Annotated in this window: 7 protein-coding genes; 3 read left to right on the forward strand and 4 right to left on the reverse strand. The window is 59.6% G+C overall.

Going from position 1 to position 14,089, the window contains the following annotated elements; translation table 11 throughout:
* Positions 1 to 10: 10 nt before the first annotated feature.
* Positions 11 to 3,649 (forward strand): dermonecrotic toxin domain-containing protein, encoded by a 3,639-nt coding sequence (locus LRO94_RS03690; protein WP_233896932.1) that lies wholly within the window; start codon positions 11 to 13, stop codon positions 3,647 to 3,649.
* A 101-nt stretch (positions 3,650 to 3,750) separates the two neighbouring features.
* Here the strand turns inward: LRO94_RS03690 and LRO94_RS03695 are convergent, their stop codons facing one another.
* The gene (locus LRO94_RS03695; RefSeq protein ID WP_179179582.1) at positions 3,751 to 5,019 is read right to left on the reverse strand and encodes an Hsp70 family protein; all 1,269 of its coding nucleotides are present in this window, start codon (positions 5,017 to 5,019) and stop codon (positions 3,751 to 3,753) included.
* A gap of 238 nt (positions 5,020 to 5,257) precedes the next feature.
* Between LRO94_RS03695 and LRO94_RS03700 the strand changes: the two genes are divergently transcribed.
* Together LRO94_RS03700 and LRO94_RS03705 are read left to right on the forward strand one after the other, a co-directional pair.
* Entirely contained in the window at positions 5,258 to 6,196 is a 939-nt protein-coding gene (locus tag LRO94_RS03700) for a DnaJ C-terminal domain-containing protein (RefSeq protein WP_032890568.1), read from the forward strand.
* A 99-nt stretch (positions 6,197 to 6,295) separates the two neighbouring features.
* Positions 6,296 to 11,413, forward strand: coding sequence for a dermonecrotic toxin domain-containing protein (locus LRO94_RS03705; protein WP_233896934.1), 5,118 nt, complete (start codon positions 6,296 to 6,298; stop codon positions 11,411 to 11,413).
* A gap of 20 nt (positions 11,414 to 11,433) precedes the next feature.
* Here the strand turns inward: LRO94_RS03705 and ureC are convergent, their stop codons facing one another.
* The 3 genes from ureC to LRO94_RS03720 form a co-directional block, all read right to left on the reverse strand.
* Positions 11,434 to 13,134, reverse strand: a complete 1,701-nt coding sequence (ureC, locus tag LRO94_RS03710) for an urease subunit alpha (protein WP_122682068.1) — start codon at positions 13,132 to 13,134, stop codon at positions 11,434 to 11,436.
* Between the two features lie 116 nt (positions 13,135 to 13,250).
* Complete coding sequence (locus tag LRO94_RS03715; RefSeq protein WP_032890572.1) at positions 13,251 to 13,556, reverse strand: urease subunit beta; 306 nt, start codon at positions 13,554 to 13,556, stop codon at positions 13,251 to 13,253.
* A complete protein-coding gene (locus LRO94_RS03720) occupies positions 13,553 to 14,086 on the reverse strand; it encodes a GNAT family N-acetyltransferase (protein ID WP_032890574.1) in 534 nt (177 codons plus the stop codon). Before LRO94_RS03720 ends, LRO94_RS03715 begins: the two co-directional genes overlap by 4 nt.
* Positions 14,087 to 14,089 lie beyond the last annotated feature (3 nt).

Consider the following 14,089-nt stretch of genomic DNA (forward strand, 5'->3'; position numbering starts at 1 on the left):
ACTGCATTTGATGGGTGATTCCAGTACTGATAACGATGGTAGCGGAACGACTGCCAGTGATGGCTCCGGTGTTAGCAACGACTACATAAATATCGTGGCGTCTGCTGTTCCTTCATGTTTGTTAAACGCGCCCGCGCAGACTTTAAAAACATTCGGGGGGATGACTCCTCAGCTGCCCGAGTGGTGGACGTCTTCCTCGCCCGCTGAGCGTGCGACGGCTGCGAGCTATGCCGCGCTGAGCATCGAGGCGCACAGCGCTTACGTTCGCATCATGGCTGATGTGCAGGCGATTAATGATTTCGCTGCACCACTGTTAACGCAGGAAATCAAAAAAATCTTTGGCCTGGATCTGGATGTCAATCAGGTCTGGTTGGAGCTTTATACCCATGCCAGTTTTTTCAGTAACCCAAAAATCGAGTGTTTTACCCTGTTGCAAGCTGCGCTGCATAATTTTGAGGCCTCTGAAGGAAGAGCGGGGGCTTTCTATATCAGCGAGTTTTTTAACTACGGGAAGAAAGTAGGTATTCGACAAAAAATCCAGGGGCTGACGATCGAGAAATTTGTAGCCTTATGTCGGGATCTGGACCTGGGTGCAAAGTACCAACAGCACATAAAGGACGCACTAGGCTGGAGCGATCCTGAGAAGCTGGAGGCCGAAAAAGATGCCTTTATCCGCTATCAGAAAGCATCGCTTAAAACCGCGAGTTACATCGCGCTGTTAAAAAAAGATATTCAGGCGAAACACTATCAAGCTCTGCTTGCCCTTATCGACCAACAGCAAGAGGTTGCAGTAGACGGCCACCCGCTGTGGTTGCGCGGTTTGAACTTCATGGGAATGAACCTGAACGGTTGTGTGGTGTTTGAGATCGTTGAGAAAAGCCAGAGTTTGCCAATGAAGGTGATCTGGCCATTCTTGGACAGCGAGTCAGAGTCCGGCTTCATTGTTTACATCCCTGATGATCCTGATCATCCCGTAAAGCATTACTCTTCCCTGGCGCAGCTCAAGGCGCAGATGAAGACGCAATTTCTGCGAAAAGCCCCAGCAGCAAAGCCTTCCACTGCAGCGCCCTCTGACTATCAACTGTTTTTCAGTCGGTTTGTCGCCTTTGAAGATCGCCCGGCCTTTTTCAATTACTTCACCGAACGAGTACCTGGACAATCCCCACGTCACGCGCCGGTGCTGCGGCAAAAAGAGCAGTTGGACTTTCTCTTGCAGTTCCGGCCCATGGGGACATCTCTGGATATCTGGGAAGAAGACCTGGACCTGTGGGCTTGCCTCTACCGGCAGTGGCGACAAAGGGGGCTGGCCGATGCGAGACGTCAGGCAGTCCCCACTGAAGATGCGGATGCGAAGAGTCGCAGGGAGTGGATTGCCCAGTTGCTGGAAGACCTCATGGCCGTGATCGGCGTTGCTGCCTTTGCTGTGCCTGCGCTTGGCGTAGTACTGCTGGGGGCGACGGCGGTCAACCTGATGAATGAGGTGCTGGAAGGTATCGAGGACTTGTCCGTGGGGGACAAGGCGGTGGGCTGGGCACACATTGTCGGTGTGGTTAACGCCCTGGTCGAGGTTACTGTCACCGGTCTGGCGCTCAGTTACGTCGTGCCCGAAGAAATGAATATGTTCCGCCGTGTCACGTCTCCAGATGGGCGCATTCGTTTACAGAAGGTCGCTATCCCCGCCTCCAGCGAGGAGGGGCATATCACGTATACGTCGTCTGAGCCGACCCCTGACCTGCCTGCGCAGGTTGAGCCTGCGCTTGAAGCGCCCATCCCAGTAGACGAGCCTGCCGAGGTGATCCCTCTTGGGTACCGGGAGTACGCAGTAGATCAGTCCACGATCTCGACGCTTACACCCAGCGCCCAGGGCATCTATCGAACGGCTGATGGCCAACAGTTTTATATCCGGGACGTAAGAGGTGATGGTCGAGAGCAGGTGTACCAGATCCGCGATAACTTCAGGATAGAGGCCGACATTTTTGATGTGAACGTCGTCGATGCTCAAACCAACCGGCAGACAGGTTACTGGTTGCGGCGAGTAGGTCCCGATCAATGGGAGTCCATCGGGTTGAAGGGCGGCGTCGAGCCTCACCGTTTGATAACGGGGGATGACGTCCGTGATTGGAGCGAGTTATCTGAAGCCGACCGTTCTGCCAACTTAATGCGCAAGTTTGCCAGGCAGCGCGGACTGTTCTATCCCACCTTGAGACGTTACGTATTAGCGGACGGATCTACCACGCCTGAGGGGGTGGCATTTCTCGACAATGAGCACGCAGTGCGTACCAGTGTTACCGCCGAGCATTTGTCTGCATGGGAGCGACTGTCACCCAGGGAGCGGCATGAGTTGACTCGTGAGGGTTTTGCGAATCAGTACTTGATTGAGCCAGATGCTCTCATGCTGCATATCGCTCAGGATGGCTCGATCAACGACATAGGGAGAGTACTGCTCAAACATGCCGGCGGTGGTGCCTATACAAGCATTACTCGTGAGCATCTCAGTGAATGGAAAACGCTGTATGAAACCCCCGGCAGCCAATTGATGGCCCGTGATTTTGCCACGCGGCATAACCTCAACCCGATCATGTGGGGCGATTACGTAAAGCAAGATGGCAGTTTTACCAAGCAAGGTATGACCGAGCTTATTTTCGAACGGGCTAACTATGATCCGCTGACCGAGGCTCATCTGGACAAGTGGTACCGTTTGCAAAGCAAGGAGGGTCAAACGGTATCGTCCAGTGAGTTTGTTCAACGCAACAATATCGACCCATTGGAGTGGGCGCGCCACGTGAGGGCAAACGGAAAGTTCACGTTGATCGGAAAAAACCGCCTGATCTTTGGTGAACCGGGGCAGTTGCCCGCCAATCCCCTCAATCCCGAAAGCCTTGAGACGCGGATATTCACGGCACGCAAAAGCTCCAGAGTCCCCGTCAAACGTCCTGCGCAGGACCCGCTCTCACCGCAGATCAAGGTGCCCAGGCGCGAGCCGACGGTGGCTAATGAGAGCAAAGATGCAACGCTTCTCCTTGAGCATGAAATCAATAACGACCTGCCCATCCTGCAAGATCCGAGCGATGTCACGCGCAGTTTGACCGCAGAACTGGAGGGTGAGGTTGACCAGATTGAAGTGACTTACTGGAACAGTTTGCTCGACGAGTTCGGGACGCAGGAACGCCTGAGATGGTCTGAAAAAATAACCCAGGATGTTCGAAATTGGATTCGAGATGAGGGGCGTCACGCCGCGCGTTTCTTAGGCAAGCTACTGGCCAGGAAGATGACGGATGGCCCTGATCGAGGGCTGTCGGTCGTTGCGCTACGCAGGATTCGCAGGTTTGAGGTGCTGGGGCCTTATTCAGGAAAGTTGCATCAAGGCGATCCGACGCTGATGAAGGAGATTGCAGCCAAGGGGCGCCGGCCGGTGGAGACTTACTCGTTCCAGAGCTTTTCCAATGACGGAACACTAAGCGCTCATGGCAGTGGCAATATCCTTAGCCTGATCAACAGCCCGGCTGCCCCAGGGCAAGTACCAGTAGGCGAGCAAAATGTGGCGAGTATCTACGTCGGTCGTTACATGACGTTTTTTGTGGCCTGGAGGGATATTGAGGAGGGCGAGGAGTTGCTGCTGGACTATGGACCTTTCTATAAGTGGGACTGACCCGGGATAAGCGGTCAGGGATACGTGCTTGCTCAAGATGACGAGAGGCCGTCGACTGGCCGATCGCTGTTGCGAGCAAGCACGCAGGGCGCGGGTGTTGATCAGTTCCCGTACCGCTTGCTCGCCTCAATCGCCAGACCGCTGCCGATGCTGCCAAAGATATTGCCTTCCACATGCCGCGCATTCGGCAGCATCGCCGAGATGCTGTGGCGCAGCGCAGGAATGCCGCTGGAACCGCCGGTAAAGAACACCGTGTCCACTTGCGCCACGGTCACGGAAGCGTCGTTGAGCAGTTGCGTCACGCTGCCGCGCACACGCTCCAGCAGGGCGTCGATAGACGATTCGAACAGCGCCCGGCTCAAGTCGACGCTCAGGCCCGCTTCGATACGGTCCAGCGCCACATGGCGGCTGTCTGCGTGGGTCAGCTGGATCTTGGTTTCTTCCACTTCCATCGCCAGCCAGTGCCCGGCGCGCTGTTCGATCAACTTGAACAGGCGGTCGATGCCGCCGGTGTCTTCGATGTCATAGCGCATGCTGCCCAAGGCCAGTTGGGATTTTTGCGAGTACACCGAGTTGATGGTGTGCCAGGTCGCCAGGTTCATGTGGTGACTGGTGGGCATGTAGGCGCCACTTTTCATACGGCTGCCGTAGCCGAACAGCGGCATCATGCCTTGCAGGCTCAGTTGCTTATCGAAGTCGGTACCGCCGATATGCACGCCGCCGGTGGCGAGGATGTCGTCGTGGCGGTTGTCGTTGTGACGGCGGTCGGGCGACAGGCGCACCAGGGAGAAGTCGGACGTACCCCCGCCGATGTCGACGATCAGCACCAACTCTTCTTTCTCGATGGTGGACTCGTAGTCGAACGCGGCCGCAATTGGTTCGTACTGGAACGAGATGTCCTTGAAGCCGATCTTGCGCGCCACATCCACCAGAGTGTTTTCCGCTTCCTGGTCGGCCATCGGATCGTCATCGACAAAGAACACCGGGCGGCCCAGCACCACTTCTTCGAACTCGCGGCCGGCGTTGGCTTCGGCGCGGCTCTTGAGCTGGCCGATAAACAGTGCCAGCAGGTCGGTGAACGGCATTGCCGTACCCAGCACGCTGGTGTCGTGCTTGATCAGCTTGGAACCCAGCAGGCTCTTGAGCGAGCGCATCAGGCGGCCTTCGTAGTTTTCCAGGTACTCGTGCAGCGCCAGGCGACCGTATACCGGGCGGCGCTCCTCGAAGTTGAAGAACACCACCGACGGCAGGGTGATCTTGTCGTCCTCCAGCGCGATAAGCGTCTCCTCGCCGGGGCGGATCCAGCCGACGGTGGAGTTGGACGTGCCAAAGTCGATACCACAAGCACGGGCTGGGGATGGGTTTTTCATGTCTATCGGGTTCCGGTCGAAAAACGGCCGCGCAGTGTATGCCAGTCGAAGGCGGATGCGTAGGCCGACCATCCGTTAAATCGTGCTTGAAAGTGTGGGATTTGCCCCCACATCTGGTGCATACGGCAAGTGCCGATAAAACTCTGACGTACCCCCAGGCCACAAGACTCAACAGGTGCAAAGCAGCGCACGTTGTGCCCAGGGCTGTGCGATCTCGATGAAGGATGGTGAACCGCCGATGGATTTCAAAGACTACTACAAGATATTGGGTGTCGAGCCGAGCGCCGATGACAAGGAAATCAAGGCCGCCTATCGCAAACTCGCGCGTAAATATCACCCCGATGTGAGCAAGGAAAAAGACGCCGAAGCCAAGTTCAAGGACGCGTCCGAAGCCTATGAAGCGCTCAAGAGCGCCGATAAGCGCGCCGAATACGATGAACTGCGCAAATACGGCCAGCACGGCCAGCCGTTCCAGGGGCCACCGGGCTGGCAGAGCCGTGGCGGCTTTGGCGGCGGCGGGCAGGGCGAGGACTTTTCGGACTTCTTCAGTTCGATCTTCGGTAACCGTGGCGATGCTTTCGGCGGCGGCCAGCGCCGTCCGGCCGGGCGCAAAGGCCAGGATGTCGAGATGCAACTGACGGTGTCGCTTGAAGAAACGCTGTCCACCGAGTCCAAGCAGATCAGCTTCCAGGTGCCGCAATACGACGCCTCGGGCCGGCATGTGAGCAATACCACCAAGAGCCTGAACGTGAAGATCCCGGCCGGTGTGACCGACGGCGAGCGCATCCGCCTCAAGGCTCAGGGCGCGCCGGGCATCGGCGGTGGGGCCAACGGCGATCTGTACCTGATCATCAAGTTTGCGCCCCACAGCAAGTTTGAAGTGGATGGCGAAAACCTGATCATCAACCTGCCGCTGGCGCCGTGGGAACTGGCGCTGGGCACTGAAGTGGCCGTACCGACGCTGACCGGCAAGATCAACCTCAAGGTGCCGGCGGGCAGCCAGAACGGCCAGCGCATGCGCGCCAAGGGCCACGGCTTGCTGAACAAGGCGGGCCAGCGCGGTTACCTGTTCGTGCAGCTCAAGGCTGTGATGCCCAAAGCTGCCGACGACGAGGTCAAGGCCTTGTGGCAGGCGCTGGCGGAGAAAGCCGCGTTCAACCCGCGCGAACAGTTCTGAACTGACGCAAAAGCGCCAAACGGCACAACTATATGTGCCTTTTGGCGCAAGGGCGTTCGATAGGCTGAGGGCTTAATTCCTGGCCACGGATGAGCCCAAATGCCAAACATACCTTCGCCCGCTTCTTCCTCGCCCGGCTATAGCGGAGTGCATTACGACTTCCTGAAAAGCCGCGTCCCTTCCTGGTTTCTGCAGGCGCCCAAGCAGCGCCAGCAAGAGTTGGCCGACCACCCGCTGCAACTGCCGGATTGGTACCTGAAAGCCGACTCGGCAGGTCGAGCCAGCCTCGCGGTCGCTCACACCCGCTTCCGCGCCGCTCAGCGCGACCTCGAAGACAACCTTGCCCGCATTGACGACGTGCTCGATTTCGCCGAACCGCTGCTTAAAGCGCAGATTCAGCAACGTTTCAACATGGACCTGGATGTCAGGCAGGTGTACTTCGCCCGCAAGTACACCCCCGGAAAAGAGCAAGCTGCCTTTGGTGGATTTTTTACCGTCGATCAAACCAGCAGTCCGGATGCCAATTACCGTTATCGCGGCGTAACACTGCTTGAAGCCGCCCTGGCCAACTTCGAGCCTTCTGAAGAACAACCCTTGAGTTGCCGCGATTGCTCGATCATCACTCGATTCAGCGCGTTCGAAGGGGAGGTGATCCCGGGGTTCGACGTTCTGGAGGGTCAGGCCGTGGCCATCCTGCCTCACGAGTTTGCCCAGCTGTGTCGCTCGCTGAACGTGGGTAAGTTGTATCAGGAGCATCTCAAGGCGGTGCTTGAGCCGCAGGATCAAACCCAGCGCACCGCATTGGAGAACCAATTGCATGCGCATCAACGCCAGCAATTTACCCTGAGTCTCGATATTGCCAGCCGGCAACGGTTGGCTGATGCCAACGGGAGAGCGGGTGTGAGTGCCAGCGCACGGCGGATGCTCGATCAGGTGCTCAGCGGCTCGCGCAACGCTTACCTCGATGGCAGCCCGGTCACGTTTGCGGCGTTGAAAATCTTCGGCATTGTGCTCGTCGGGCCATTGCTGATCGGGCCAGAGCGCCTGAGCAGTGTCGATGCCGAGCGGGTGGTGGTGTATATCCCCAACGATCCGCAGCAGCCGATGCGCGAATATGCCTCCGGCGACGCGTTCATGGCCGATTTGAGAGCGCGTCTGCACAGCATCGCCTACCGCCGTTTCTTCAGCCAGTTCATCCCCGTGCAGCATCAAGGTGAGTTCTTTCAGCAACTCAACAAGCTCTATCAACCAAAGGAAAGCGACGACACGCAGACGGATTTCGTACTGCAAGCCGAGCCCGCCAGATTGCCGATCGAAGCGTTCGAGATCACCGGTGACGTGTGGATCGAACAGCGTCAGGCCCATATGCGCAAGCTGCTCAGCGATGCCAGGGCGGTGGCCGTGCCCACCGGCGACGAGGACGCGCAGGCGCGGGCCAGGCGCATGGCAGGTTTCCTGGACGCGGTGCTCAATGTATTCAACCTGGCGGCGTTTGTGGTGCCGGGGCTTGGACCGATCATGCTGGCGGTGGGCGCTGGGCAGATGATGACTGACGTGTTCCATGGCATCGAGGCGTATGAACAGGGTGAAATCAAAGAGATGTGGCGCTGCTTTTCCTCGGTAGCGCTCAATGCTGCATTTTTTGCCGCGGGCGCTGCGGTATTGCCGCATGTTCAATGGTCGGGCCAGGTCGAAAGCCTGAGAAACGTACGCCTGCCCACAGGCGGGAAGACCCTTTGGCGTCCACGACTCGACGGTTATGAACTACCGGATTACGAGCCGCAGGGGCAAGCAGACGAGCACGGTGTGTACCGCCAGAATGGACAACCGGTGCTCGCTATTGAGGGCAAGCATTACCGTATTGTCGAGGACGCCACCACCGGGCATTACCGTATCCAGCACCCGACGCGAGCAGAGGCCTACCAGCCGTTGCTGCGCCACAACAACCAGGGCAGGTGGCTGCATGAGGCCGACCGGCCCCAGGAGTGGACAGGGGCGACGCTGATGCGGCGCATCGGCCCTGCGATGGAGGGCTTCAGCGACGAGGAGCTTGAGCAGATCCGTCAGGTCAGCGATGTCCATGAGGATCAGTTGCGTAGAGTGCACGCGCAAAGTGAGCCGGTACCGGCGGTGTTGCTGGACACCGCGCAGCAATTTCGCGCCTACGGACAGGCGAAGGAACTCAACCGGCAGATCACGGCTGGACGTCTCTCTGCCGAGTTGACCGGTTATGCCGCCAGCCTGGTCACAGAGCTTGCCCATTGGCCGGCCAGCACGGGTATTGACGTGTTGGGAGAGGACGGGCTCGACACTTCGGCGGTGCGCTATGGCAACCGGCTGGCGACGGGGCGGGACCTGATCCGGATCAGCCGTGCCGAGCTGATGCAGGGCCAGCTGTCCAGGCGCATTGTCGAGCACCTCAGCCACGAACAGTTAACGCCACTGTTGGGTGAGCGTACAGGGCTCGACACCCCGTCGCGTGCGGCGGAATTGACTCGCCGCCTGGCGGAGTATGCGGCCACCCAGCACACCCGGCTGTTCAAAAGCCTGTACAGCGAGCGCCTTGCGCCTAAAAGCCCCGCCGTGCAGGTTTTGCAGCGCGACTTCAAGCGCTTGCCGAGCCTGATCGCCCAGGAACTGCTGGACTCGGCTTCCCCCAAAGAGCTGGAATTCATCACTGCCAAGGGGCGACTCCCCTTACGGCTGGCCGAAGAGGCGCGCAAGCTGCAGGCGCAGATGCGTCTGTTGCACGCTTATGAAGGGTTGTATCTGGAGCGGCTGGACAACCCGGATACCGAAACCCTGGTGCTGCACTCCCTGGAAAACCTGCCCGGCTGGCACGACAACATCCGGCTTGAAGTGCGCGAGGGCTCGTTCGATGGCAGCTTGCGCGCGGTGTTTGGCCCCGAGGACGCAGGCCAGCGCAAAGTGCTGGCGCGTGTGGCTGATGGGCTTTATCAACCCTTCGATGAAGAGGGCAATGAACTACACGGTACCGACAGCTTGTATAGAGCGTTGCAGCACGCCTTGCCCGATGCCCATCGCAACGCGATTAGCCTGCCCCATGTCGGCCAAGGTGATCAGTTGCATGCGTTGGTCATTCAGCGGGCGCTGCCACGGGATGCCTTAAGCAACGCCTTGCGCATGGCGCCGCGGAACAAGCCGTTCTTCAGGTTCCCGCAGCGCGCACCGAGCGGCCAGCCGGGCTATCCGTTGAGCGGACGCGGGGTGGGCGGAGTTGAGGGCACTTTCCGTCGTCGGCTGCGAACGCTTTACCCCAGTTTGACGGAGGAGCAGGTTGAGGCCTTTCTGCAGGACCGCAGCCTCACCGACGACGCCTGGCTGCGTGCGTTGGAGCGTGATTTCGCAGACCTTGAAGAGACGTTTTACAACTGGCTTTTGAAGGGGCCGAGAACGCCGTCGATTTTGCGCGCACGGTATCGGATTGTGGATGCCATCATGAACGCCTGGAGAATGACGGGCGAGCCGGACATAGATCCCCTCGGTAACGTGCGAGGGCAGCGGATCAATCTGCGAGGCGGCGCTCGCGACCAGCAGCGGATGCTCGGGGCGCAGCTGGCAACCCTGCCAGAGCTGCCAGGCAACTTCGATCATGTCACCAACCTGCAGGTGACCCGGTGCGACCTGACCAACCAGGGCGCGCGTTTTCTGTCGGCGTTCCGCAGGGTGCGGCTGTTGGACCTGAGCGAAAATCGCTTGACTGTCCTGCCGCCCGCCCTTGCGAACATGCCGTTCATGGAGGGGCTGGACCTGGCCGATAACGCCTTGGTTCTGACGGCAGAGACCGCGCAGCACATCAACAATATGACCCGACTGATTTCGCTGACGCTGGCCGGTAACCCCATCGGTGGGTGGTTGAACCTCAAGCGCCTGCGTTTTCTGCAATGGCTGGAACTGGCGGGCTGCGGTTTGAAGGCACTGCCGGCGGGCCTTTTCGCCCACCCCAGGCCGCGAGGTTTTGTGCTGGACCTGACGGGTAATCCGATCACTGAAATGCCTGATGTGGCGCCGGGCTCGGACAGGGCAGAGACCATCGCCAGAATCGTGGTGACCCGTGAGTTGTTGGCGCCTGAGGCACTCGATCGGCTCAAGCTCTATATAGAGTCCATCGGGATGGATGCCGGGCGACGTTTTCCCCCCAGGGGCGTGCAGGACAGCGCCCATTGGATGGCCGGCCTGACGCAACAGGAGTGGGTGGTGAAAGCCCGCTACTGGGACGCGGTCGAGGAGCTTGAAGGCAGCGAGCCGTTTTTCAATGAACTGCGCAAACTGAACGAATCTTCCGATGCGGGAACGCCTGAATACAGGAACGATTTGACAGCCAAGGTGTGGCGCATGATCGAGGCCATGCATGAAGACAGTGTGCTGTGTGACACCTTGTTCAAAATGGCCGCTGCACCCACCACGTGTGTCGACGCCGGGGCCCAGTTGTTCAATGCTATGGGCGGGGAGGTGCTGGTGTCCCAAGCCAACGCAATTCCCAATGTCGAGCTGAAAAAAATCGAACTGCTGGACCTGGCCAGGGGGCGCGCAAGGCTCCATGAGTTGGGCCGGATCGCTCAAGCGAGAGTCAACGAACTGCTCGCGCAGGGTCGCAATTTTCCTCAATATGACGCGCAGGGTGAGTTGGTGCGGCAGTACGACGCCCAGGGAAATGCGCTGCGCAGCATCGACGAAGTCGAGATATACCTGGCCTATGCCACACGGCTGGCCGGGCGTCTGGATTTACCCTGGCAGTCCAAGAGCATGATGTTCAACGAGCCGGATGTCACAAGCGCGATGGTGGACGAGGCTTACCTGCGTGTGCGGGCGTTGGAGGAAGGCGACCAGCTACGCAACCAGATCGTGGAGGAATCCTTTTGGGCCAACTTCGTCGAGTCGTTGAACCCCGAACCCTTCAAGGTGCTGCAGGTCAGGGGCGATGACTTGATCAGTTTGCAGGTCGCCCAACAGGAATGGGCGAATGACGGCGATCTTTCGCCGCAGCAAAAGCAAGCGCTGCGCGAGACGATCGATACCACGGTGCTGGCGCTGGGCAAATCGTCGGTGAACTCCGTGCCGGGGCACGTGATGAGTGACGAGGAGTATTTCTCCGACATCAGCGCCGTGCAAAAGGAGCGCTTGCAACTGCTCTACACCATGACCGATCAAATCATGGGCCGCAGCCCGCAACCCGCTCAGGGCAGCGAAGCTTGAGCCCATGAGCGGGTGACGATTCAGAACAGGAAGTAACGCTGTGCCATCGGCAGCACGTCCGCCGGTTCGCACCACAGCAGCACACCATCGGCCTTGACCTGATAGGTCTGCGGATCCACTTCGATTTCCGGTAGGTAATCGTTGTGGATCAGGTCGGTTTTTTGCACATCGCGACAGCCCTTAACCACCGCGATCTGCTTCTTCAAACCCAGGGCATCGGGCAATCCGGCGTCCAGCGCGGCCTGGCTGATAAAGGTCAGGCTGGTGGCGTGCAACGAGCTGCCAAAGCTGGCGAACATCGGGCGGTAGTGCACGGGTTGCGGGGTGGGGATTGACGCGTTGGCGTCGCCCATCAGGCTGGAGGCAATTGCGCCGCCCTTGAGAATCAGGGTCGGCTTGATGCCAAAGAACGCCGGCCGCCACAGCACCAGGTCAGCCCATTTCCCCACCTCGATGGAGCCGACGATATGGCTGATGCCATGGGTGATCGCCGGGTTGATGGTGTACTTGGCGATATACCGTTTGGCGCGGAAATTGTCGTTGCCGGCGCCATCGCCCGGCAGCGGGCCGCGCTGTTTTTTCATCTTGTCGGCGGTTTGCCAGGTGCGCGTGATCACTTCGCCCACGCGGCCCATGGCCTGGCTGTCGGAGCTGATCATCGAGAACGCGCCGAGGTCGTGCAGGATGTCTTCGGCGGCGATGGTCTCGCGGCGGATGCGGCTTTCAGCGAAGGCCACGTCTTCGGCAATGCTCGGGTCCAGGTGATGGCAGACCATCAACATGTCCAGGTGCTCATCGATGGTATTGCGCGTGAACGGCCGCGTCGGGTTGGTCGAACTTGGCAGTACGTTGGGGAAGCCGCAGGCCTTGATGATGTCCGGCGCATGACCGCCACCGGCACCTTCGGTGTGGTAGGTGTGGATGGTGCGGCCCTTGAGCGCGGCGAGGGTGGTTTCAACAAAGCCGGACTCGTTGAGGGTGTCGCTGTGGATCGCCACCTGCACGTCGTACTGGTCGGCGACGCTCAGGCAGTTGTCGATGCTGGCGGGCGTGGTGCCCCAATCTTCATGCAGCTTCAAACCGATGGCGCCGGCCTTGACCTGCTCGATCAACGGTTCCGGCAAGCTGGCGTTGCCCTTGCCGGTAAAACCGATGTTCATCGGGAATGAATCACTGGCCTGAAGCATGCGTGCCAGGTGCCACGGGCCCGACGTGCAGGTGGTGGCGTTGGTGCCGGTGGCCGGGCCGGTACCGCCGCCGATCATGGTGGTGACGCCGCTGGTCAGCGCTTCCTCGATCTGTTGCGGGCAAATGAAATGCACGTGGGAGTCAATGCCGCCGGCGGTGAGGATCATGCCTTCACCGGCGATCACTTCGGTGCTGGCGCCGATGGCCATGGTCACGCCGGGCTGGATGTCTGGGTTGCCGGCCTTGCCGATGGCGTGGATACGACCGTTCTTCAGGCCGACATCGGCTTTGACGATGCCCCAGTGATCGATGATCAGCGCGTTGGTGATCAGGGTGTCCACCACTTCATGGGCGAGCAACTGGCTCTGGCCCTGGCCGTCGCGGATCACTTTGCCGCCGCCGAATTTGACTTCTTCGCCGTAGACGGTGAAGTCCTTTTCGACTTCGACGAACAGCTCGGTGTCGGCCAGGCGGACCTTGTCACCGACGGTGGGGCCGTACATGTCGGCGTAGGCTTGGCGGCTGATTTTCATGTGTGTGCCCTGAAGATGTGTGTTGAATGTGAAATCGCTATCGGGGGCAAGCCCCCTCCCACCTTTGATGTGTGAACGCATTCAAATGTGGGAGGGGGCTTGCCCCCGATGAGGCCCTAAAGATCGCCCATGACCCGCCCGGCAAACCCGAATACCCGCCGTCCGCCGCTCAAATCGACCAACTCGATCTCACGGCTCTGCCCCGGCTCAAACCGTACCGCCGTGCCCGCCGGAATATTCAGGCGCATGCCGCGGCTTGCCGCACGGTCAAACGTCAGCGCGTCATTGGTTTCGAAAAAGTGATAGTGCGAGCCCACCTGGATCGGCCGGTCGCCGCTGTTGGCCACGCTGAGCGTGATGGTGCGACGGCCGACGTTGAGTTCGATCTCGCCGGGCTGGATCTGATATTCGCCAGGAATCATGCAGGTTGCCCCAGGGTCTTGAAGTAGATGGCGGTCGGGCTGTAGCGCCCGTCCGGGCTTTGGCAGTAATCGGGCAGTTCGCCGATCTTGGTGTAGCGCAGCGCCTGGTAGAACGCTTCGGCCCCGGAGCCGGCTTCGGTGTCCAGGTACAGCAGGCCGCGCTTGTGCTGGCGTGCGGCAAGTTCCAGGGTGTGCATCAGTTGTTGGCCGAGGCCGTGGCGGCGCGCACTGCTGTGCACCAGCAGCTTTTGCACCTCGGCGCGGTTCAGGCCATTGGCTTTCTGGCACAGCGCCAATTGCACGCTGGCCTGCACCTGTTCGTCGCGCACTACCACCCACAGCAACAGGCTGGCGTCTTCGATGCTCGACTGAACGCCGCGCAGATACTCGCGGGCCTGGGCTTCATCGAAGTCGGCCATAAAACCCACCGATGCGCCGTGCTTGACCGCGTCCAGCAACAGCTCAATCAGGCCCTCGCGGTAATGGGCAAAACTCTCTGCATTGACTCGACGCAGTTGCGCAGCGCTCATCGA

This window comes from Pseudomonas sivasensis, assembly GCF_021391435.1.
In the GTDB taxonomy this organism is placed as follows: domain Bacteria; phylum Pseudomonadota; class Gammaproteobacteria; order Pseudomonadales; family Pseudomonadaceae; genus Aquipseudomonas; species Aquipseudomonas sivasensis.